The organism is Paenarthrobacter sp. YJN-5, assembly GCF_015040095.1.
In the GTDB taxonomy this organism is placed as follows: domain Bacteria; phylum Actinomycetota; class Actinomycetes; order Actinomycetales; family Micrococcaceae; genus Arthrobacter; species Arthrobacter ureafaciens.
In genome coordinates this window covers 2,908,710-2,929,264 of sequence record NZ_CP053544.1, presented here as the reverse complement: position 1 = coordinate 2,929,264, position 20,555 = coordinate 2,908,710, and the positions used below count along the sequence as shown (strand labels likewise).

The 20,555-nt window shown below is 64.4% G+C and carries 22 protein-coding genes; 15 read left to right on the top strand and 7 right to left on the bottom strand.

Translation table 11 applies throughout. The features are described from left to right. The first annotated feature begins 24 nt into the window (after positions 1 to 24). From HMI59_RS13815 to HMI59_RS13785, 7 genes are read left to right on the top strand one after another with little or no spacing between them, the layout of a single operon-like run. Complete coding sequence (locus tag HMI59_RS13815) at positions 25 to 1,128, top strand: histidinol-phosphate transaminase (protein WP_031217151.1); 1,104 nt, start codon at positions 25 to 27, stop codon at positions 1,126 to 1,128. A gap of 60 nt (positions 1,129 to 1,188) precedes the next feature. After that, positions 1,189 to 1,815 carry an imidazoleglycerol-phosphate dehydratase HisB gene (hisB, locus tag HMI59_RS13810; protein ID WP_021474318.1) on the top strand — a complete coding sequence of 209 codons (627 nt, stop codon included), beginning with the start codon at positions 1,189 to 1,191 and terminating at the stop codon, positions 1,813 to 1,815. After that, positions 1,812 to 2,576 (top strand): imidazole glycerol phosphate synthase subunit HisH, encoded by a 765-nt coding sequence (gene hisH, locus HMI59_RS13805; RefSeq protein WP_193591624.1) that lies wholly within the window; start codon positions 1,812 to 1,814, stop codon positions 2,574 to 2,576. The genes hisB and hisH overlap by 4 nt, the downstream gene beginning before the upstream one ends. Next, positions 2,577 to 2,735 (top strand): hypothetical protein, encoded by a 159-nt coding sequence (locus HMI59_RS13800; RefSeq protein WP_021474316.1) that lies wholly within the window; start codon positions 2,577 to 2,579, stop codon positions 2,733 to 2,735. A 30-nt stretch (positions 2,736 to 2,765) separates the two neighbouring features. Beyond that, entirely contained in the window at positions 2,766 to 3,509 is a 744-nt protein-coding gene (priA, locus tag HMI59_RS13795) for a bifunctional 1-(5-phosphoribosyl)-5-((5-phosphoribosylamino)methylideneamino)imidazole-4-carboxamide isomerase/phosphoribosylanthranilate isomerase PriA (RefSeq protein ID WP_166184022.1), read from the top strand. Then, positions 3,509 to 4,396 carry an SseB family protein gene (locus HMI59_RS13790; RefSeq protein ID WP_193591623.1) on the top strand — a complete coding sequence of 296 codons (888 nt, stop codon included), beginning with the start codon at positions 3,509 to 3,511 and terminating at the stop codon, positions 4,394 to 4,396. The genes priA and HMI59_RS13790 overlap by 1 nt, the downstream gene beginning before the upstream one ends. Before the next feature lie 53 nt (positions 4,397 to 4,449). Continuing rightward, on the top strand, positions 4,450 to 5,760 hold the full coding sequence (locus tag HMI59_RS13785) for an MFS transporter (RefSeq protein WP_193591622.1): 1,311 nt from the start codon (positions 4,450 to 4,452) through the stop codon (positions 5,758 to 5,760). A gap of 127 nt (positions 5,761 to 5,887) precedes the next feature. Here the strand turns inward: HMI59_RS13785 and HMI59_RS13780 are convergent, their stop codons facing one another. Further along, on the bottom strand, positions 5,888 to 6,274 hold the full coding sequence (locus HMI59_RS13780) for a DUF1844 domain-containing protein (protein WP_031217149.1): 387 nt from the start codon (positions 6,272 to 6,274) through the stop codon (positions 5,888 to 5,890). 363 nt (positions 6,275 to 6,637) lie between these two features. Here HMI59_RS13780 and infC point away from each other — a divergent pair, with 363 nt between their 5' ends. From infC to HMI59_RS13760, 4 genes are all read left to right on the top strand, one after another. Continuing rightward, complete coding sequence (gene infC / locus HMI59_RS13775) at positions 6,638 to 7,636, top strand: translation initiation factor IF-3 (RefSeq protein WP_236593504.1); 999 nt, start codon at positions 6,638 to 6,640, stop codon at positions 7,634 to 7,636. A gap of 118 nt (positions 7,637 to 7,754) precedes the next feature. Continuing rightward, entirely contained in the window at positions 7,755 to 7,949 is a 195-nt protein-coding gene (gene rpmI, locus HMI59_RS13770) for a 50S ribosomal protein L35 (RefSeq protein ID WP_021474310.1), read from the top strand. A 120-nt stretch (positions 7,950 to 8,069) separates the two neighbouring features. After that, a complete protein-coding gene (gene rplT / locus HMI59_RS13765; protein WP_166184027.1) occupies positions 8,070 to 8,750 on the top strand; it encodes a 50S ribosomal protein L20 in 681 nt (226 codons plus the stop codon). Between the two features lie 26 nt (positions 8,751 to 8,776). Further along, positions 8,777 to 9,688 (top strand): RNA methyltransferase, encoded by a 912-nt coding sequence (locus HMI59_RS13760; protein ID WP_193591621.1) that lies wholly within the window; start codon positions 8,777 to 8,779, stop codon positions 9,686 to 9,688. A gap of 3 nt (positions 9,689 to 9,691) precedes the next feature. On the opposite strand, the gene HMI59_RS13755 is transcribed toward HMI59_RS13760, so the two are convergent. Continuing rightward, positions 9,692 to 10,894, bottom strand: coding sequence for an MFS transporter (locus tag HMI59_RS13755; protein WP_166184031.1), 1,203 nt, complete (start codon positions 10,892 to 10,894; stop codon positions 9,692 to 9,694). Positions 10,895 to 11,026: 132 nt separating this feature from the next. On the opposite strand from HMI59_RS13755, the gene HMI59_RS13750 reads away from it, so the two are divergent. Next, positions 11,027 to 11,461, top strand: coding sequence for a (deoxy)nucleoside triphosphate pyrophosphohydrolase (locus tag HMI59_RS13750; RefSeq protein WP_193591620.1), 435 nt, complete (start codon positions 11,027 to 11,029; stop codon positions 11,459 to 11,461). Positions 11,462 to 11,499: 38 nt separating this feature from the next. On the opposite strand, the gene HMI59_RS13745 is transcribed toward HMI59_RS13750, so the two are convergent. Further along, the gene (locus tag HMI59_RS13745; protein ID WP_166184034.1) at positions 11,500 to 12,591 is read right to left on the bottom strand and encodes an Rv2578c family radical SAM protein; all 1,092 of its coding nucleotides are present in this window, start codon (positions 12,589 to 12,591) and stop codon (positions 11,500 to 11,502) included. 75 nt (positions 12,592 to 12,666) lie between these two features. Between HMI59_RS13745 and pcp the strand changes: the two genes are divergently transcribed. Then, entirely contained in the window at positions 12,667 to 13,308 is a 642-nt protein-coding gene (gene pcp, locus HMI59_RS13740; RefSeq protein WP_193591619.1) for a pyroglutamyl-peptidase I, read from the top strand. A 3-nt stretch (positions 13,309 to 13,311) separates the two neighbouring features. On the opposite strand, the gene HMI59_RS13735 is transcribed toward pcp, so the two are convergent. Both HMI59_RS13735 and HMI59_RS13730 read right to left on the bottom strand, forming a co-directional pair. Continuing rightward, entirely contained in the window at positions 13,312 to 13,944 is a 633-nt protein-coding gene (locus HMI59_RS13735; protein WP_166184038.1) for an SIMPL domain-containing protein, read from the bottom strand. Then, the gene (locus HMI59_RS13730; protein WP_193591618.1) at positions 13,941 to 14,384 is read right to left on the bottom strand and encodes a hypothetical protein; all 444 of its coding nucleotides are present in this window, start codon (positions 14,382 to 14,384) and stop codon (positions 13,941 to 13,943) included. The genes HMI59_RS13735 and HMI59_RS13730 overlap by 4 nt, the downstream gene beginning before the upstream one ends. A gap of 162 nt (positions 14,385 to 14,546) precedes the next feature. Here HMI59_RS13730 and pheS point away from each other — a divergent pair, with 162 nt between their 5' ends. Then, positions 14,547 to 15,608, top strand: a complete 1,062-nt coding sequence (gene pheS / locus HMI59_RS13725; protein ID WP_062096013.1) for a phenylalanine--tRNA ligase subunit alpha — start codon at positions 14,547 to 14,549, stop codon at positions 15,606 to 15,608. A gap of 2 nt (positions 15,609 to 15,610) precedes the next feature. After that, a complete protein-coding gene (gene pheT, locus HMI59_RS13720; protein ID WP_193591617.1) occupies positions 15,611 to 18,154 on the top strand; it encodes a phenylalanine--tRNA ligase subunit beta in 2,544 nt (847 codons plus the stop codon). A gap of 103 nt (positions 18,155 to 18,257) precedes the next feature. On the opposite strand, the gene HMI59_RS13715 is transcribed toward pheT, so the two are convergent. Then, a complete protein-coding gene (locus tag HMI59_RS13715) occupies positions 18,258 to 19,223 on the bottom strand; it encodes a quinone oxidoreductase (RefSeq protein WP_193591616.1) in 966 nt (321 codons plus the stop codon). Between the two features lie 85 nt (positions 19,224 to 19,308). Further along, on the bottom strand, positions 19,309 to 20,397 hold the full coding sequence (locus HMI59_RS13710) for an acyl-CoA desaturase (protein WP_193591615.1): 1,089 nt from the start codon (positions 20,395 to 20,397) through the stop codon (positions 19,309 to 19,311). Positions 20,398 to 20,555 lie beyond the last annotated feature (158 nt).

Sequence of the window (20,555 nt, the reverse complement as noted above, 5' to 3'; positions counted from 1 at the left end):
CGGCCGGACCCTTAAACTGTTGTAGTGACTGACCAGCTTGAGCGACTCGACCGACTTCCCCTCCGGACCAACCTGCGTGGACTGAGCCCCTATGGCGCTCCGCAGCTTGATGTCCCGATTTTGCTCAACGTGAACGAAAACACCCATGGTGTTCCTGCCGATGTTCAGGCGGCCATCACCGAAGCCGTCGCGGCGGCGGCCACCGGGCTCAATCGCTACCCGGACCGTGAATTCACCGAACTCCGGGAAGCGCTGGCAGAGTACCTCGGCCATGGACTTACTCCCGGCAACATCTGGGCGGCCAACGGCTCAAACGAAGTTCTGCAGCAGATACTCCAGGCCTTCGGGGGCCCGGGCCGTAAAGCGTTGGGCTTCCCGCCCACGTATTCCATGTATCCGTTGCTTGCCAGCGGAACCGATACCGAATACGTCCTCGGTGTCCGGGCGGATGACTACGGTCTGGATGCAGCCTCAGCGGCCAGGCAGGTCGCCGAAACCGGCGCCAACATCGTCTTCCTTTGCTCCCCGAACAACCCGACGGGTACCGGCCTTGGGCTGGATGTCGTGGAGGCCGTCTATGAAGCGGGTGAAGCCAGCCAGGCAATCGTGATCGTGGACGAGGCTTATCACGAGTTCGCCCACGACAACACCCCGAGCGCCTTGACCCTGTTGCCCGGGAGGGAGCGCTTGATCGTCTCCCGGACCATGAGCAAGGCTTTCGCTCTTGCCGGAGCCCGGTTGGGTTACATGGCGGCTGCTCCCGAGGTGACCGATGCGATCAGGCTTGTCCGCTTGCCCTACCACCTCTCTGCCGTCACGCAGGCTACGGCCCTCGCCGCTCTGCGTCACCGTGAGGCCCTGATGGCCGACGTCGAGGATATCAAGGTGCAGCGGGACCGGATCGTGACGGAGCTCCTTCGAATGGGCCTCAAGCCCGCGGCGTCGGACTCCAACTACGTGTTCTTCGGCGGCTTGGAGAACCCGCACGAGGTATGGCAGGGCCTGCTTGATGCCGGCGTGCTGATCCGGGACGTCGGTATCCCCGGCCACCTGCGCGTCACGGCCGGGACTGAGGCGGAAACCACGGCCTTCCTGGAAGCGCTGGAGTCCCTTCTGGAATCCAAGTAGTCCCTGGCCCAACTAGACTTGTCCGTAGATCCACCCCTCTGTTTGAAGGACGTTCCCCCCATGAGCGAAACCGGTTCAACGCCGTCCGCTGCCCGTACCGCGCGCATGGAGCGCACCACCAGCGAATCCTCCGTGCTGGTGGAGATCAACCTCGACGGCTCCGGCGTCTCCGATATCAGCACATCGGTGCCGTTCTACGACCACATGCTGACGGCGTTGTGCAAGCACTCGCTCATCGACATGACCGTGAAGGCTACGGGCGATACCCACATCGATGCCCACCACACGGTGGAAGACGTGGCCATCACTTTCGGAGAGGTCCTGCGCACGGCCTTGGGCAACAAGGCCGGAATCCGTCGTTTCGGCGAGGCCACCGTTCCCCTCGATGAAGCGCTGGCGCACGCGGTCGTGGATGTATCCGGCAGGCCCTACCTCGTCCACGGCGGCGAGCCGGCCGGGCAGGAATACCACTTGATCGGCGGACACTTCACTGGATCCCTGACACGTCACGTCTTCGAGGCCATCACTCTCCACGCCGGCATCTGCCTCCACATGAACGTCCTGGCCGGTCGGGATCCCCACCACATCGTGGAGGCCCAGTTCAAGGCCTTCGCCCGCGCGCTGCGTGCCGCCGTTGAGTCCGATCCGCGCGTGGAGGGCATACCCTCCACGAAGGGAGCACTATGAGCAACCAGATCCTCAAGGACGGAGCCGTAGCCGATGCCTCGGCTACGGCCAAGCCGGAGTCTCCCGAGGGTAAACCGACAGTTACCGTACTGGACTACGGTTCCGGCAACGTGCGCTCGGCCGTGCGTGCACTCGAACGCGCCGGAGCGCATGTGGTCCTCAGCTCCAAGCCGGAAGATGTCCTTAATGCCGACGGCCTGGTGGTCCCCGGTGTGGGTGCCTTCGAAACGGTCATGAAGGAATTGAAGGCCGTTGACGGTATCCGCATGATCGGCCGTCGTGTGGCCGGCGGACGTCCCGTGCTGGGCATTTGCGTTGGCCTTCAGGTCCTGTTCGAGGCAGGAGTGGAGCACGGCACCGAATCCGAAGGCATGGGCGAGTGGCCGGGCAAAGTAGAACTCCTCCCGGCCCCGGTTGTTCCGCACATGGGATGGAACACTGTGGACGTGCCCGAGGGGTCCAGGCTTTTTGACGGCGTGGAAGGCGAACGTTTCTACTTCGTCCACTCCTATGGCGTCCAGGAATGGAACTTCGACGTCGTCCAGCCGCGGATGGCACCACCGAAGGTGACGTGGGCCGAACACGGTGCCCGCTTCATTGCCGCCGTGGAGAACGGGCCGCTGTGCGCTACGCAGTTCCACCCGGAGAAATCCGGTGACGCCGGGGCACGGTTGCTGCGCAACTGGGTGGACGGCCTGAGGAAGCCGCAGGCCGAAAGCACCGCGGCCGCGGGCAGCGACGGATCCGAAGGCGCCGCCTGAATGTGGTCCGTAGTCCTCATGGGCCTGGCCGGGCTTCTGGTCGGTGGCGGCATTTCCTTCCACCAACAGAAGAAGCCCCGCTGGGTTTCCATATCTTTCTACGTGCTGGCCGGGATGTCCCTGCTCGCTGCGTATCTCCTGACGCTCCCCGGTAAATAAGCCGCGCTCCCACCAACTTCAAGGACACTCATGACTTCCTCCGCCCAGCCTGTACTGGAACTCCTGCCCGCCGTCGACATCGTCGACGGCCAGGCGGTCCGCCTCCTCCAAGGCGAAGCAGGATCCGAAACCAGTTACGGAACGCCGCTGGAAGCTGCCCTGAACTGGCAGGAAGCCGGCGCCGAATGGGTTCACATGGTGGACCTGGATGCCGCGTTCGGCCGCGGGAACAACGCCGACCTCATCAGCGAGGTTGTCTCGCAGTTGACGGTAAAGGTGGAACTGTCCGGCGGCCTGCGTGACGACGAATCGCTGGAACGGGCACTCGGCCTCGGGGTGGCCCGGGTCAACCTCGGCACGGCCGCCCTTGAGAACCCGGAGTGGACCCGCCGCGCCATTGAGCGCTTCGGCGACAAGATCGCCGTCGGACTGGATGTCCGCGGAACCACCCTTGCAGGCCGCGGCTGGACCAAAGAGGGCGGCGACCTCTGGGAGGTACTGGGCCGGCTGGAAGATGCCGGCTGCGCGCGCTACGTGGTGACCGATGTGACCAAGGACGGCACCTTGCAGGGCCCCAACGTCGACCTTCTGCGCCAGATGGTGGAAAAGACCGGCAAACCGGTGGTTGCCTCGGGCGGCATTTCCAGCCTGGAGGACCTCCGGGTACTCCGTGAATTGGTCCCGCTGGGCGTTGAGGGCGCGATCGTGGGGAAGGCCCTGTACGCCGGCGCCTTCACCCTGCCCGAAGCCCTGGATGTTGCCGGGCGCCGCTGATGCCGGACAACCAAGCACCCCGACGCGAACTGCCGGGCCACATCGCCGCGGCACTGGCAGGTGCCGGGGGAGCGACTGATTCCGCAGGGCAACCGTGGGCCGGGCGCAGCCTGAGCGGGGACGCCGCGAAAATCCACAACTTCGAGGACGACGACGGATCAGCCGACGCCGCCTACCTTGCCGCTGTCCGGTCCCTTCTTGACGGTTCGGGCAGCGAGGCGGCCGTCGTTGCATCGCTCGCGACCGCGAGGGTCTTCGTTCCGGTGGTCGCCACGCTCGCCGAGGAAGCTGAAGGGGTGGATGGCCTCCACGCCGACAAGCAGGCCGACATGGCGTTGGTCACCCTCAAGGCACCGGACGGGCGCACGGCAATGCCCGTGTTCACCTCGTCCGCTGCACTCGGGAAGTGGCATGCGGGGGCACGGCCGGTAGCTGTCTACGCTGCCCGTGCTGCCCTTTCCGCAGTTTCCGAGGACGCCCAGTTGCTGGTCCTGGATCCCGGGTCGGAGTTCACGTTCGTGGTCCGCCGTCCCGCCGTGTGGGCATTGGCGCAGCAGCGGGACTGGACGCCGTCGTACCAGGATGATCAACTGGAGTCGGCTCTCGCTTCTTCCGCGGCCGCTTTCCCGGCTGTCCGGGGCCTGGAGACCCGGCCCGGTGCCGGAGTCGCCTCATTCACGGCGGACGGACGCCAGGTTGCCGGCGGCGGTGCCGGCCCCGAACTTCGCGTCGTGCTGTACCTCGAGGACGGACTTGACGCAGCGGCCGTGCAGTCCTTGGTGGCCGGATTGAACGAAGCGTGGGCCAACCTGGAATCATTCGCCGAAGGCGTCGATTCCATCGAAGTTAAACTGCAGCGCGCGGCGCAGAAGCCCGGGCTGCACTAACGGCAGTACCCGTTCTCCGGGGACTGCCCCGGGGGAACACGAGGAACCAAGCTGTGAACTTTGCTCTCTACAAAGAGATGCTGGCCAACCGCCCTGTGCGGAGGCTCCTGCTGGTAGGGATGATTGCCCGCATCCCGCACTCGGCAGCAGGCGTGCTGTTGACGCTTCACATCGTCCTCACGTTGGGCCAGGGTTACGCGGCTGCGGGCGCTGCCGCGGCGATCATGACCATCGGCATCGCCCTTGGTGCACCGTGGCGTGGACGGCGCGTGGACATTGTGGGCCTTCGCAAAGCCCTGATCCCTTCGATCGTGTCCGAAGCTGTCATCTGGTCGCTGGTGCCCCACGTGTCCTACGCCTGGCTGTTGCCCCTGGTGTTTGTCGGAGGCCTTTTCACGTTGCCGATCTTCAGTGTGGTGCGGCAGTCGCTGGGCGTCATGGTGGACGGCGAACAGCGCAGGGGAGCGTTCGCCCTGGATTCCATCGCCACGGAACTGGTGTTCATGATTGGCCCCGCGGTGGGTGCCGTCATCGCCACCAGCGGCCTTTCGGCCCTGGGCCTGACCGCGGTAGGCCTGTCCGTCTCAGCCGCGGGACTGTTCCTGATCTGGTTCAACCCGCCCACCCGCAGCGACACGGCATGTAGTCCTGAGGAGTCGGCGGAGCGTGCGGCTGATGAGCTTTCCGCCGCCGAGGCGGCAATGGTTGCCTCGGCGCCCGGCCACGTCCAGGAGGCTGCATCGGAGATGGCCCCCGCGGTGTCCCGAGCCGCTGGACTTCGGAGCCGGGTTGCGCGGAACTTCGCGTGGTTCACAGTTTCCGTGGCGGCACTCTTCGCCGTAGCAGCCGGCGCCGGGATGGTCCTGAGTGGTTCGGATGTCAGCATCGTCGGCCTCTTGGAACGCGGCGGCCACGAGAACCAGATCGGCATTGTGTTCTTCTTCTGGTGCGCGGCCTCGGTTGTTGGCGGGCTGGTGTACGGCGCCATGAACCGCCCCGTTCCGCCCATGATCCTGCTGCTGGGGATGGCGGCGTTGACTATTCCCATGGGTTTCGCCACGGACACGTGGTCGCTGGCACTCCTGGCTATCCTGCCGGGTCTGCTGTGTGCTCCGGTGTTGTCTGCGTCATCGGAAAAGGTGGCCGACCTCGTGGACGAGGAGCGGCGTGGCGAGGCCATGGGCTGGTACGGCTCCGCACTGACCGGTGGTGTTGCCTTGGGCGCACCAATGGCGGGCATCTTCATTGACACTGTCGGCCCAGGGGGTGGTTTCGCCGCCGTCGGAATCGGCGGCGTTGTGCTCTGCCTGACCGGACTGCTGCTGCTCTCCCTGCGGCGGCGCGCTGCCCGCGTACCGCGCTGAGTGCCTGCCGGAAGGACGTTTCCGAAGGTTCAGCGTTTGCCGATGACAGAGCAGCCGGGTTAACGACGACGGCGACTCCACCTTGCGAGGTGGGGTCGCCGTCGTCGTGATCAACCTTGTGGGGGAGTCAGTTCACCGGTCCGGTGAACTTCTCGCCCGGGCCCTTGCCCGGGGCATCGGGGATGAGGGAGGCCTCACGGAAGGCCAGTTGAAGGGAACGCAGGCCGTCACGCAACGGTCCGGCATGCTGGGATCCGATCTCGGGAGCGGCCGCGGTCACGAGCCCGGCAAGGGCGGTGATGAGCTTGCGTGCTTCATCGAGGTCCTTGAGGTCTTCGGCATGTGGATCATCGGCCAGGCCCACCTTCACGGCGGCTGCGCTCATGAGGTGTACCGCGCCTGTGGTGATGACCTCCACCGCGGGGACCTCGGCGATGTCTCGGATCTGCTGGGAAACACCGGCGGCGGCGTCGCTGCCGAAGGAGTTCCGGGAATTGCTGTCTTCAGTGCTCATACTGGTAAGCTTGCCACAGACCGACTGGAAGTCGTTATTCAGCATGAGTCCTCCCGCCGCGTGAATGTGCGCTTGGCGGGTTATTTCTGTAGAATTGATTTTCAGTTTGCAAGCGGAGTTCTCTCCCACCCGCGTCAGCCGTTTTCCTTCGGGAACCAGAGGTTGCCGGGTACCTGGTCGGACATTTCCGGGCAATGCCCTGAAATGCGTAGCCCCCTTATGTGGGGGACTGCTCCCGATCTTCGAGGCCTTCGATTGCACCGGCAATTGGAGGCCTTCTCTTTTTGCCGGCGAACTCACCACAACCACAGGAGCTTTAACATTAGCGAGCCAAGAATCAATGAGCGTATCCGCGTCCCCGAGGTGCGGCTGGTCGGCCCTGCCGGCGAACAGGTAGGAATTGTCCGTATCGAGGACGCCCTGCGTCTGGCTGCGGAGTCCGATCTCGATCTCGTTGAAGTTGCCCCGCAGGCTAAGCCCCCTGTTTGCAAGTTGATGGACTTCGGCAAGTACAAGTACGAGGCCGCAGTGAAGGCGCGCGAGGCCCGCAAGAACCAGACCAACACGGTTCTCAAGGAAATCCGTTTCCGCCTGAAGATCGACAAGCACGACTACGAAACCAAGCGTGGGCATGCCCTCCGCTTCCTCGGTGCCGGAGACAAGGTCAAGGCCATGATCCAGTTCCGTGGCCGCGAGCAGCAGCGTCCCGAGATGGGCATCCGCCTCCTGCAGCGCTTCGCTGAAGACGTTGCCGAGGTCGGCGTTGTGGAGTCCAGCCCGCGCATCGATGGCCGCAACATGGTCATGGTGATCGGTCCGCTGAAGAACAAGGCCGAAGCCAAGGCAGAAGCGCGGCGCGCTGCCCAGCGTGCCGAGGCCAAGGCCCAGAACGAAGCCAAGGCGGCGTCCCGCGTGGATACCTCCGGCGGCCAGGCTCCGATGACCCAATCCCTCGGAGACCTTCTGCCCGAAGGCCTCCGGTCGGCCGGCGAAGAGCCGGTGCAGGAAACCGAAGCTCCGGTAGTTGAGGCTCCGGCAGTTGAGGAAGCCGCCCCGGCTGTGGCCGAGGAAGCTCCCGCAGCTGAAGCCCCGGTCGAGGAAGCCCCGGTCGAGGAAGCCCCTGCGGCAGAAGCACCTGCAGCGGAAGCCCCGGTTGAGGAAGCCGCCCCGGCTGTGACCGAGGAAGCTCCCGCAGCTGAGGCCCCGGCCCAGGAAGCACCCAAGCCAGCTGTTCCGGCGGCGCCGAAGCCTGCCGTTCCGGCAGCGCCGAAGCCGATGGCCAAGCCTGCAGCTCCGAAGCCGGCAGCACGCCCGGCGGCTCCCAAGGCCACGCCGAAGCCTGCATCACGCAAGACCAACTAGTTCGACGCCCTTGGAGCTTTGCTTCCAAGGGCAAGCAACCAGCAGGCCGGCCCTCGTAGGCCGGCTGCACGAAAGAACTGCGGATACTGTCCGCGGAGACGTAAGGAGATCGGTTCCCATGCCGAAGATGAAGACCCACAGCGGTGCTAAGAAGCGCTTCAAGCTGACCGGTACCGGCAAGCTGAAGCGCCAGCAGGCCAACCGCCGCCACTACCTTGAGCACAAGGCTTCCACGCTGACCCGTCGCCTTGCCGGCGACAAGATCGTCTTCAAGGGCGATGCCAAGGTCATCAAGAAGATGCTCGGCGTCTAAGTTCCAAGTTCTTCGGCGGCTGCCAACCGGCAGTTGCCAACTACACCAAAAGCCTTCTCAGGCCCGCCGGGAATCCCGGTAGTAGCAGCTTGGGATAAAGATTTCTGAAGGAGTACGCACGTGGCACGTGTGAAGCGGGCGGTCAACGCCCACAAGAAGCGCCGGGTTGTCCTCGAACGCGCCAAGGGTTACCGCGGTCAGCGTTCGCGCCTTTACCGCAAGGCAAAAGAGCAGCTGCTGCACTCGTTTGTTTACAGCTATGGCGACCGCCGCAAGCGCAAGGGTGACTTCCGTCGCCTCTGGATCCAGCGCATCAACGCTGCATCCCGCGCCAACGGCCTCACCTACAACCGCCTGATCCAGGGCCTCAAGGCCGCTGAGGTTGAGGTTGACCGCCGCATGCTGGCAGAACTTGCCGTCTCCGATGCCAATGCTTTCACCGCTCTGGTGAACGTTGCCAAGGCAGCACTGCCGTCCGACACCTCCGCTCCGGCCGCCAAGGCTGAAGTTGCTGCTCCCAAGGCAGCCAAGGTTGCTCCGGCCGCCGCTACCGCTACGGCTGTCAAGGCTGTTGTTTCCGAGAAGCCGGCCATCGACGGTGCTGTTGCTGCCGTTGACGGCGAAGGTGCTCCGGAGGGCTACGCCATCAAGGGCAACGCCGAGTCCAAGAAGTACCACGTTCCGGGTTCCACCTGGTACGAGAACACCGCTGCTGAGTACTGGTTCTCCACCGTTGAAGCTGCAAAGGCTGCAGGCTTTGAGCCTGCCGGTGGCGAAGCACGCCAGCAGATCAAGAACTAGTCGCAACTGCCACTAAAGTTCTTTATATGAACGAAACCGGGCGCCCGCAAGATTTTCCGATGACCAACCCCCGAGCCGATCGGGTGAAGGATGTCGCGAAGCTTGCCGGGCGCCCGGCGCGTTTAAAGCGCAAGAGGTTCCTCGCAGAGGGGCCCCAGGCCGTACGGGAGGCTCTGACGCTGCACCGTGAGCGGCTCGCCTCAGGGGGCGCCGCCGTCGTCCATGAGGTCTTTGCCAGTGAAGCGTGCCTGGACCGGCTGCCGGAACTTGCCGATCTTGCCAAGGGCACCCTGCTTCGCCTCGCGAGCGATGAGGTCCTGTCCGCCATGGCGGACACCGTGAACCCCCAGGGGATCGTTGCGGTGTGCAGCTTCGTGGACGTGCCCCTTGAGGAAGTGCTCGACGCCGGTCCACACCTCCTCGCCGTGATGTGCCAGGTGCGGGACCCCGGCAATGCCGGCACAGTACTGCGCGCAGCAGACGCTGCGGGTGCCGACGCGGTGATCCTCACGGGATCAAGCGTGGACATCTACAATCCCAAGGCCGTCCGGTCCACCGCGGGGTCTTTGTTCCACCTCCCGGTGGTGCTGGGCGCTGACGTGGAGCAAGTGGTGGCCTTGTGCAAGGCCCGGGGGATCGGCATCCTGGCCGCTGACGGTTACGGCACCGTCAACCTGGACAAGCTGCAGGACGAGAATGCAGCCCGTCGCCTGGGCAACACCGACGTAGCATCCGACTACGCGCTGGAAGCCCCCACCGCCTGGCTCTTCGGGAATGAGGCACAGGGACTGTCCGACGCCGAGCTGGCCTTGGCTGATCATAGGGTTGCTGTGCCGGTCTACGGGGCGGCAGAGAGCTTGAACCTGGGTACTGCAGCTACCGTCTGCCTCTACGCCAGCGCCCGCTCCCAGCAAGATGCCGGGGTTCGGAGGCCCTAAGGCTCAGGCCAGCGGCTTCCTGCGTTCCACGAGCCCGCTGATCACTGCTACGCCCAGGCCGAGAACGGCGAGCACTGCACCGACCAGCGCCGGTGCCACGTAGCCCCAGCCCCAGGCGATGACGGTGCCGCCGAGGAAAGCTCCCAGGGCGTTGGCGATGTTGAGCGCGGAATGGTTTAGAGAGGACGCCAGGGAAGCCGCGCCGGGGGCGGCGTCGAGGAGCCGCGTCTGCAGGGCGGGAGTCAGCATGGAGCCGATGCCACCGACCACGAAGGCCATGAGGAACGCGGACCAGGCCCAGTTGGCCGCAATCGCGTAGACCACCAAGGCAACAGCGATGCCCGGCATCACGAAGTAGATGGTGCCCATGACGGACCGGTCGGCGATGCGCCCGCCGATGATGTTGCCCACCACCATGCCCACGCCATACAGGGCGACGACTGCGGGTATGAAGTTCTCCGGTATGCCTGCGACGCTGGTCATGGTGTGGGCGATGTAGGTGTAGACGGCAAAGAACCCGCCAAAGCCGATGATGCCGATCAGCAGTGCCAGCCAGACTTGCAGCCGCTTGAGGGCGCCGAGTTCGCGGCGGATGCTCGCCTCCGGATGGACGGGTTCGAAGGGCACGAATTTCCAGACCATTGCCACCGTGCCGAGGCCGATGGCCCCCACGATGACGAACAGCAGCCGCCACCCGAACGTCTGACCAACCCACGTGGCCAGCGGGACGCCGATGACGTTGGAGACGGTCAGCCCGGCCATGACCATGGAAATCGCCCAGCCGCGCTTGGTGGGCGCCACGAGGCTCGCTGCAATCACGGCCGCGACGCCGAAGAAGGCGCCGTGGGGTAGTCCCGAAGCGAAGCGCGACACCAGCATCAGGCCGTAGTCGGGAGCGATGAAGGACGTCAGGTTGGCCACCGAGAGGAACAGCATGAGACCGAGGGCCAGATGCTTCCTTGGCAGTTTGGCGCCGAAGGCCGCAAAGACCGGCGCTCCAATGACCACGCCAAGGGCGTAGGCGGAGATCAGGTTGCCGGCCTCGGGGGTGCTGATCGCAAGCCCTTCTTCAACTTCCTTCAGCAGGCCCATCATGGCGAACTCGGTGGTGCCGATGGCGAATCCGCCCATGGCCAGCGACAGTATGGCCAGACCAAGGTGGCGTTTGGCGGATCGCTGGACGGGTGGAGACATGGTTGTAGTCATGAGCCTGCTTCTTGAGGGTGCCTTGGGGCCTGGGAAAGTGGAGAAAGTCCAGAGTCAAGCTTAGTGCTCCGGAGGGTTCGCAGCCGTGTTATGTGATAATCCCCATGGCCCCGGCCACCCTAGACTGGTGCGGTGACTGCAATGATCAATGTCGTGGGGGCGGCCGTCGTCGACTCCTTGGAACAACCCTCCAGGCTGTTGGCCGCCCGGCGTACCGCGCCGCCTAAATTCGCCGGGATGTGGGAGTTCCCCGGCGGAAAAGTCGAGGCGGGCGAATCCGCTGAGGCTGCCCTGCATCGCGAACTGGGCGAGGAACTGGGCATCACCGTGCGTCTTGGCCGTGAAGTGGACTCCGGAAGTCCGTCCGGCTGGCCACTGAACGAGCATGCGGTAATGCGGGTCTGGTTCGCGGAAGTGTCAGCGGGAGAGCCGCAACCGCTCGAGGATCATGACGAGCTCCGCTGGGTGCGTCTTGACGGGCACGGGGAGGTCATGGAACTTCCATGGATCCCCGCAGATCTGCCCATTGTGCAGGCCTTGCTGGACCGGGTCGCAGCGGAGGGCTAGCCACGGCGCAGGCGATGTAATCCGCAAGCGCGGGGAGCCTAGAACAGCGGCTGTTGGTCCGGGGTGTGTGCAGCCTGATGCTCGGCATCAGTGCGGCTGGAAGCCGCCGGTTTGGCGTTCCGGTGACTGAATCCGGACGTGCCCTTGAATCCGTACTTCGCCTTGAAGTAATTGATCCGACCGGACAACCACACCCGGTAGTCTTTCGCGGCGTAAGCGCCTTGACCGTAGAGGCGGCGGTAGCGGCCCACCAGCTCCGGATGGTTGGCGGCGAGCCATCTCAGATACCACTCGCGGGTGCCTGGCTTGAGGTAGAGGGCGCCGGCTGTGACCCCTGTGGCACCGGCAGCCGCCAGTTCCGAAAAAAGCGAGTCGAGTGCTTCATCGGAGTCGGTCAGCCATGGAAGGATCGGCATCGCCATGACGCCGCAGCCCAGGCCTGCGTCGCGCAGCCTTGCTATGAGCTTTAGGCGTGCCCGGGGCGACGGCGTTCCAGGCTCCATCAGTTCGGCGAGGTCCGAGTTGGTCATTGCGAGTGAGATCCCAAGGTCCACCGGAACGTTGGCAGCTGCATGCTTGAGGAGGGGAATGTCCCTTGCCAGGAGGGTGCCCTTGGTCAGAATCGAGAACGGCGTCCCGGAGTCGGCCAGGGCACGGATAATTCCCGGCATCAACGCGTACCGGCCCTCGGCACGCTGGTAGGGGTCGGTGTTGGTCCCCAGCGCAACCTGATGCCGCTGCCATGACGGCTTCGCCAACTCCTTGCGCAGCACCTCTGCTGCGTTGATCTTCACCACCACTTGGGAATCAAAGTCCCGGCCGGAGTCGAAGTCCAGGTAGGTGTGGGTCTTGCGGGCAAAGCAATAAACGCAGGCATGGCTGCAGCCACGGTAAGGATTGACGGTCCATTCGAAGGGCATGTTTGAACCGGACGGCACCTTGTTGAGCACTGACTTGGCGGTGACCTCGTGGAAGGTGACTCCGGAAAACTCGGGTGTTGAGATGGAACGCACCAGCCCGGCCAGTGGCAGCAGGGCATCCGTGACCGGGGCAGGGCCTGGAGTTCCGCCTTCACTGTTTCCGGACAAGCCGTCACTGGTAGGTGAAAGTGCTTGTGCGTTCCATCTCATGGGTTCAATTCGAAGGTATGTTCGAATTTAAGTCAAGCGTCCGCAGGAGCATCCCCGGGTTGCTACTGTTGCCCCATGATCCTCCTGACCGGGTTCGAGCCCTTTGGCGGCGATTTCGTGAATCCTTCCTGGCCGGCAGTAGGGGGCGCGGCTGCGTTGCTGCGCGGCGACGGCCTTGATGTTGAGACTCTGGAGTTGCCGTGCGTGTTCGGCGAATCGGCGCGCGTCCTGGAGGAAACCATCGATGCGATCCACCCCCGGATTGTCGTGGCCGTAGGACTGGCCGGAGGCCGTTCACGGATGTCCCTTGAACGCGTGGCCATCAACGTCGATGACGCGCGAATACCGGATAACCAAGGGAACAGGCCCATCGACCAGGACATAGTCCAGGGCGGACCGGCGGCATACTTCACCACCTTGCCCATCAAAGCGGCCCTGCGGAACCTGCAGATTGAGGGCATCAGGGCGGAGGTCTCGCAGACCGCCGGGACCTACGTCTGCAACCACGTGTTCTACTCGCTCATGAAGACGGCGGCAGGGAAGACCGGAATCCGGGCGGGCTTTATCCATGTGCCCTACCTGCCGGAGCAGGTGCCTCCCGGAAGCAGCGTCCCGACCATGGTCCTGGATGACATGGTGCGGGGGATTTCCGTGGTTGTCCGCACTGTCCTTCAAACCACGGTTGACGAGCAGTTTGCTGCCGGGGCGATCCACTAAGCCTTAGCCGGCTACCAACTCCCATTCCACCCTGACACTTGCGGACACCGACGATGTGCCGGCCTCCACGGGCAGTGCCTCGGCAGCGTAGGCACGTACCAGCCCACCCACCGGGACGGGTGTACCGGCCGGTGCCTGCTCTGAAACGGAGATGACCCCGCCGAGCTCAGCTCCCGCCAGCCGGGCGTAGCGCTGCGCTTTGGCCAAGGCATCGGACCAGGCAGCTTCCTGCGCTGAAGCGATCAGGCCTGACGCATCGGCGAAGCTCTGTTCAAGGCCGTTGATCCTGATGGCGTCGCCGCCTGCGGCAACCGCAGAAGCGATGACGGCGGGAGCGCTTGATGGTGAGCGGAGGCCCACGTGCAGGGCCGCCGTGGCCACGTAGCCCGTCACCTTCTGTCCCTGGCCTTCGGCCCACACCGAATCCGCGCGAAGATTGAGTCCGCTCGTGCGCAGATCGGCCTCCAGTACCCCCTCGGACCGCAACGCTGCGGCAACAGCGGTGGCGGCAGCACCGGCGTCGGAATAGGCCCTTTCTGCCGTCTCACGGCGGGTCTCGACTCCGAGCGTCAATGTCACGGTGTCCGGAGTTGCCGAAGCACTGCCCGTTCCCGTTACCGTCATGGTGCGTTTCATGCTGCCTCGATTCCTTCTCCGGCATGCCGGTGTTGGCCAGGAGGGCTGATGTAGCCGCCGGCCTCAAGTCCGGCCTGGCGTTCAAAGATATTGGCCAGGCCCGGATTGCCCGTACGCAGTACGGACCAGCAGGCAGCCGCCCCGTAGAAAACCAGGAAGGGCAGGCCCAGGCAGTAGGCGTACTGGGTGCTGTGACGTTCCTCGTGGCCAAGCAACACTTCGTTGCGGCCGGCTACGTCGCGACCAGCCCTGTAGAGAACGACGTTCCCCATGGTGAAAGCCCCCGCCTTGGGAAGTTTCCATCCATAGTCGGAAGCGATGATCAGTCCGCGTGGACCGGGACGCCGCGGCGACTTGGACGCGACCGCTATCACCAGGCCCAGCGGCGTGCTGAGATTGACGACGTTCGCGATCTGGCGCAGGCGCTGCCCGGGAGTCATGAAGCCATGCTAACCCCGGGCCTTGCCCGGCAGCAGGGCAAAGACCGGCAAGGCGGAGCGGTTCAATTAGACTGGAAGGCGGTGTCCGCCATGCGGCGTCCACCACCGTTTGTCCTGCAGCCGCCACGCCGGCCGCTTCCGACTCGTAGCTAAGAACAGTAGATGACTGACACTTTGCCAGGCGCCGCCGTCCCGAACCCTCTGGACGAAGCCGCCATCACCGCTGCCGTTGAGGACGCCCTAGCAGCCATTGCCGGCGCAACCTCCCTCGAAGAACTCAAGGCCGTCCGCCTCGCGCACACCGGCGAGAAGTCGCCGCTCAGCCTTGCCAACCGCGAAATCGGCGGCTTGGCGAAGGAACACAAAGCGGCCGCCGGCAAGCTGCTGGGCTCCTCCCGGGGTCGCGTCAACCAGGCGCTCGCAGCCCGCAACGAGGTCCTCGAAGCGGAGAATGACGCCCGCATTTTGGTGGAAGAGACAGTAGACGTCACCGCCGCTCCGCGCCGCCGTCGCGCAGGCGCCCGCCATCCTCTGTCCACGCTGCAGGACCGCGTCTCGGACATCTTCGTCGGGATGGGCTGGGAAATCGCCGAAGGCCCGGAGGTGGAGTCCGAGTGGTTCAACTTCGACGCCTTGAACTTCAAGCCGGACCACCCTGCCCGCGAAATGCAGGACACGTTCTTCGTGGAGCCACCGGAGGCGCATCTCCTCATGCGCACCCACACCTCACCGGTGCAGGTGCGTTCCATGCTGGAGCGCGAGGTTCCCATCTACGTGCTCTGCCCCGGAAAGGTGTTCCGGACCGACGAGCTCGATGCGACCCACACGCCGGTGTTCCACCAGTTCGAGGGCCTGGCCATCGACAAGAACCTCAGCATGGCGGACTTGCGCGGAACGTTGGAGCACTTCGCCCGGCAGATGTTCGGCGACGAAGCTTCCATCCGCCTGCGCCCCAACTACTTCCCCTTCACGGAGCCTTCGGCGGAGCTGGACATCTGGCACCCGGGCGCCAAGGGGGGCCCGCAATGGATTGAATGGGGCGGTTGCGGCATGGTCAATCCCAACGTCCTCCGGGCAGCAGGCATCGACCCGGAAGTCTATTCAGGTTTTGCCTTCGGCATGGGCATCGAGCGCACCCTCATGTTCCGCAACGAGGTTGGCGACATGCGCGACATGATCGAAGGCGACGTACGTTTCAGCGAGCACTTCGGGATGGAGATCTAACAGTGCGTATCCCACTTTCCTGGTTGCGCGAGTTCGCACAGGTACCGGCCGATGCTACGGCCGAAGACGTCATGGCTGACCTGGTCAAGGTCGGCTTCGAAGAAGAAGAGGTCCATCGGCCCACGGACACCCTGAAGGGGCCGGTCGTCGTCGGGCAGGTGCTCAGCCTGGTCAAGGAGCCGCAGAGCAACGGCAAGACCATCAACTGGTGCCAGGTCCGGGTCGTTCCCGAAGGGCAGGAACAGACCCTCACCGGCAAGGGCATCGATCCCTCCGGAGTCCAGGGCATTGTTTGCGGCGCGCACAACTTCGTGGAGGGGGACAAGGTTGTTGTGACCCTGCCGGGCGCCGTGCTGCCCGGGGACTTCCACATCTCTGCCCGCAAGACCTACGGTCACATGTCTGCTGGAATGATCGCTTCGGTCCGCGAGCTGGGTATCGGCGACGACCACGACGGCATCCTGGTGCTGTCCCGGATCGGGTTGGACCCGGAAATCGGAACCGACGCAATGGAGCTGCTCGGCCTGTACGACCAAGCAGCGGAAATCAACGTCACTCCCGACCGCGGTTATGCCTTTTCCATCCGAGGAGTGGCCCGCGAATACGCCCACGCCACGGGTACCGCCTTCACGGATCCGGCATCCAGGGTCAACGCGCCTGCCGGCCTCCAAGGCGGATACGGCGTCAAGCTCAACGACGACGCTCCCATCTACGGCAAGCCCGGCTGCGACCGTTTCGTCGCCAGGACTGTCCGGGGTGTGGACCCGACGCGTCCCACGCCGCCGTGGATGTCATCCCGGCTTCGTCTGGCCGGCATCCGGAGCATCTCCCTGCCGGTGGACATCTCCAACTACGTCATGCTGGAACTCGGCCAGCCGAACCACTGCTATGACCTGGACAAGCTGTCCGGTGACATCGTCGTGCGCCGCGCCGTGGCCGGCGAGAAGATCACCACGCTCGATGACAAGGAGCGGACCCTCCACCCCGAGGATCTGCTGATCACCGATGATTCCGGTGCGATCGGCATTGCCGGCGTCATGGGCGGTGCCCACACCGAGGTATCTGATTCCACCACCAGCATCCTGGTGGAAGCGGCACACTTCGACGAGGTTTCGATTGCCCGTTCCCGCCGCCGGCACAAGCTGCCGTCCGAGGCTTCCAAGCGCTTCGAACGCGGGGTGGACTGGCACGTGGCCGACGTCGCCGCCCAGCGCGTCGTGGACCTGCTGGTGGAACTGGCCGGCGGCACCGCTGACGCGACCGGGACGGACGTCGGAACCGCGCCGGACGCCGTCACCATCGAACTGCCTGCCGACTATGCCTCGAAGCGGATCGGCATCGATTTCACGGAGGAGCAGGTCACCACTTCCCTCGTTGACCTTGGCGCCACCGTGGAAAAGAACGACGGCGGCTACCGGGTGACCGCTCCAAGCTGGCGCCACGACCTCGAAACCAAGGAAGACCTGTCCGAGGAAGTCGCCCGCCTGGTCGGTTATGACAACATTCCCGCCACCTTGCCCGTGGCACCTCCGGGCCGTGGCCTGAGCCGGACCCAGCAGCAGAAACGTCGCGTAGTGCAGGCCCTGGCCGATGCAGGCCTGACTGAGGTTCTGTCCTACCCGTTCGTCTCCAAGGCCGCCAACGATACCTTCGGGGTAGCCGAGGAAGGCGCCGAACGGCCGGCACTGAAGCTCGCCAACCCGATCAGCGAAGAGCAGGGTTTCCTTCGCACGTCGATCCTGCCGGGACTGATCGAAGTCGCACGCCGGAACCACTCGCGGGGCTTCCGCGACGTAGCGTTGTACGAGGCCGGTTCGGTGTTCTTGCCGGAAGGGAAAATCGGTACCGAAAGCATCCCGCCGTTGGGCGTCAGGCCTGCGGATGAGGTTCTGGAGGGATTGTTCGACGGCGTTCCGCACCAGCCGCTGCACATCGCGGCGGTCCTGACCGGCCATGATTCGCCGGCTGCCGCGACGCACACGCCGCGTGCCTGGGACTGGGCCGATGCCTTGGATGTTGCGCGGCTGATTGCCGACGTCCTTGGGGTTGAGTTGGTAGTCAGCCAGGGCAGCCACCAGGCCTTCCACCCGGGCCGGGCTGCCCGTCTGGCACTGCGCAGCGGTGACGTCGTGGGCTACGCCGGCGAACTGCACCCCAAGCTTTTGGCCGCCCACGACATGCCTGCGCGCTCCGTGGCGATGGAGATCAACGTCGAAGCGCTCTTTGAGGCTGCTGCTGACGTGATCGTCGCCAAGCACATCTCGGGCTTCCCCGTGGCCACCCAGGATGTGGCCTTGGTGGTCCCGCAGGATGTGCCCGCCGATGACGTCCTTGCCGCGCTCCGGGAGGGCGCAGGAGTGCTGCTGGAAGACGTGGCACTGTTCGATGTCTACTCGGGGCCGGGCATCGAAGAGGGTAAGAAGTCTTTGGCCTTCGGACTGCGCTTCCGCGCTGATGACCGTACCCTGACGGCAGATGAAGCTTCAGAGGCCCGGTCAGCTGCGGTGGCTGTTGCTGCCGAACGCTGTGGAGCCGTCCAGCGATAGCAGTGCTGGCAGGGAAGTGAAAGGCCCTGACAACCGTTCCGTCATGGATTCGGTTGTCAGGGCCTTTTGTCGCTTCAGGGCCTGGGTGCTGTCCCGGTCGCGGCTAGGGGAGGAGCAGCACCTTGCCGGTGGTCTTCCGGCCTTCCAGATCCCTGTGGGCCTGGGCTGCTTCTGCCAGCGGGTAGGTGGCGCCGACCCGGACGGACAACGTGCCGTTGGCGGCGGCGTCGAAAATTTCTGCGGCCCGCCAGCGCCGTTCGTGGGCGTTCTGGACAAAGTGGCCCATCGTGGGACGCGTCAGGGAGAGCGAACCTCCGGCGTTGAGCCGCTGGGGATCGAACGGTGGAACGGGCCCGGAAGCCGCACCGAACAGCACCATGGCGCCGCGGATCCGCAGGCTTCTCAGGGAATCGTCGAAAGTGTCCTTGCCGACGCCGTCGTACACCACATTCACGCCCTCGCCGTCGGTGAGTTCCCGTACCTTGTCCGCAAAACCCTCGTAGCGCAGGACCTCATCGGCTCCCGCAAGCCGGGAAAGTTCGGCTTTTTCGTCCGAAGAAACGGTGGTGATGACCCTGGCTCCGCGTGCCTTCAGCAGCTGGGTCAGCAGGAGCCCGACGCCACCGGCGCCTGCGTGGAGCAAAACGGTGTGTCCCGGTTCCACTCGGAATGACGAGTTCATGAGGTAGTGGGCAGTGATGCCTTGGAGCGGCAAAGCGGCTGCGGTGTGGTCATCAACCCCGGCCGGGACAGGCAGGGCCTTATCGACATCCACTACGGCGTACTCGGCGTAGGTCTTGGTTGCTTCCGCGGTGGCTACCCTGTCGCCAACAGCAAAATCTTCGACGCCTTCGCCCACCGCTTCAATGGTCCCGGCGGCTTCTGCGCCGGGAGTGAAAGGGTATTGAACCTTGTAGATCCCGCTGCGCTGGTAGGTCTCGATGAAGTTGACGCCGGCCGCCGCGACCTTGATCAGCAGCTGGCCTGCGCCTGGGACGGGAGGTTCGACTGAAGCGTACTCGAGGACTTCAGGTCCTCCCGGTTGGTTGGCAACAATGGCGTGCGACATGGTGGCTCCTCACTCCGGGACGGTCCTTCCGGTGCCCGGTTCCAGGTTCCATCCTAGGGACGGACGGGACGCGACCGCGAAATTCCTAGCGTCGTCCGTGGGTTGAGGCCACCGGGCAATCGAAGCCGCGCCCGGCCGCCAGGCCTACCTCATTCAGGTACCTGACCACTATTCCGTAGGACCCGGCCAGGGACGTTTCCGTGTACGGGATGGAGTGCTTGGCGCAGAATGCACGCACTATTCCGGCTGCCTGGTGCAGGTGCGGGCGGGCCATATCCGGGAACAGGTGGTGCTCCACCTGCCTGTTGAGGCCGCCGAGGAGGAAATCCATGAAGCGGCCGCCGGCGATGTTCCGTGAGGTCAGGACCTGCCTGCTGAGGAAATCCATCCGGCTCTCTTTCGGCAGGACCGGCATCCCTTTGTGGTTGGGAGCGAAGGAGGCGCCCATATAGAAGCCGTACACCATGATCTGCACGCCGAGGAATGCGAACGCCATGCCGATGGGCAGGAATGTGAAAGCCAGAACGGGCAAAGCGGCAAGCCGGGCCACGAGGATAGGGGTCTCTACCCAGCGGTGGCGGACCTTGCCCCGGCTGAAGACGTATCGAAGGGAATCGAACTGGAGGCTGATGCCGAGCAGCGTGAGGAGCGGAAAGAAGAACCAGCCTTGCTTCCGGGTGAGGAACGCCAAAGGTCCTTTGCGTTGCGCCACTGCCTCTTCGTAGAACACCAGGGCGTTGTTCCGGATGTCCGGATCCTTGGAAATGACGTTCGGGTGGTTGTGGTGGGCTCCGTGTTTCTGTTCCCACCACGAATAGCTGATGCCTGCCACCCCCGTAGCCAACAGGCGGGCGGACCAGTCATTGGCGCGGCGGGATGCGAAAATCTGCTTGTGGCCGGCCTCGTGGGCCAGGAAGCTCAGTTGCGTACAGAAGATCCCCAGGGCTGCGGCGATCAGCAGCTGATACCAGGAGTCGCCGATGAGTGCGAAGCCCAGCCAGGTACCTGCCATGAGGAGCATCAAGGCCACGAAGAGCCAGATGTAGAAGCCGCTGCGGCGTTCGAGCAGCCCGGCCTTCTTGACGCTCTTCAGGAGTTCCGAATAGCTCTGGACCACCGGGTTGGGTTGGATTGCGCGAACTTTGGGCCGCTCAGATGTGGAAGTGGGTGCCAAGAATGTGCCCCGTATCGATAACGGGCAACGCTGCAGCCGACGTTCGGACTGCACGGTCTGGATCACCCTCCATCAAGCATACCGGCAATGTCCTAACAAACACGATGTTTTAGGCATGCATAAATATCGACCCCAATGAATACTTTTGCTGTATCATG

Excerpts from the sequence above, each read along its gene's own strand:
- hisB (WP_021474318.1), top strand. The coding sequence starts at position 1,189 with ATGAGCGAAACCGGTTCAACGCCGTCCGCTGCCCGTACCGCGCGCATG.
- hisH (WP_193591624.1), top strand. The coding sequence starts at position 1,812 with ATGAGCAACCAGATCCTCAAGGACGGAGCCGTAGCCGATGCCTCGGCT.
- HMI59_RS13800 (WP_021474316.1), top strand. The coding sequence starts at position 2,577 with ATGTGGTCCGTAGTCCTCATGGGCCTGGCCGGGCTTCTGGTCGGTGGC.
- priA (WP_166184022.1), top strand. The coding sequence starts at position 2,766 with ATGACTTCCTCCGCCCAGCCTGTACTGGAACTCCTGCCCGCCGTCGAC.
- HMI59_RS13790 (WP_193591623.1), top strand. The coding sequence starts at position 3,509 with ATGCCGGACAACCAAGCACCCCGACGCGAACTGCCGGGCCACATCGCC.
- HMI59_RS13780 (WP_031217149.1), bottom strand. The coding sequence starts at position 6,274 with ATGAGCACTGAAGACAGCAATTCCCGGAACTCCTTCGGCAGCGACGCC.
- rpmI (WP_021474310.1), top strand. The coding sequence starts at position 7,755 with ATGCCGAAGATGAAGACCCACAGCGGTGCTAAGAAGCGCTTCAAGCTG.
- HMI59_RS13760 (WP_193591621.1), top strand. The coding sequence starts at position 8,777 with ATGAACGAAACCGGGCGCCCGCAAGATTTTCCGATGACCAACCCCCGA.
- HMI59_RS13755 (WP_166184031.1), bottom strand. The coding sequence starts at position 10,894 with ATGACTACAACCATGTCTCCACCCGTCCAGCGATCCGCCAAACGCCAC.
- HMI59_RS13745 (WP_166184034.1), bottom strand. The coding sequence starts at position 12,591 with ATGAGATGGAACGCACAAGCACTTTCACCTACCAGTGACGGCTTGTCC.
- pcp (WP_193591619.1), top strand. The coding sequence starts at position 12,667 with ATGATCCTCCTGACCGGGTTCGAGCCCTTTGGCGGCGATTTCGTGAAT.
- HMI59_RS13735 (WP_166184038.1), bottom strand. The coding sequence starts at position 13,944 with ATGAAACGCACCATGACGGTAACGGGAACGGGCAGTGCTTCGGCAACT.
- HMI59_RS13730 (WP_193591618.1), bottom strand. The coding sequence starts at position 14,384 with ATGACTCCCGGGCAGCGCCTGCGCCAGATCGCGAACGTCGTCAATCTC.
- pheS (WP_062096013.1), top strand. The coding sequence starts at position 14,547 with ATGACTGACACTTTGCCAGGCGCCGCCGTCCCGAACCCTCTGGACGAA.
- HMI59_RS13715 (WP_193591616.1), bottom strand. The coding sequence starts at position 19,223 with ATGTCGCACGCCATTGTTGCCAACCAACCGGGAGGACCTGAAGTCCTC.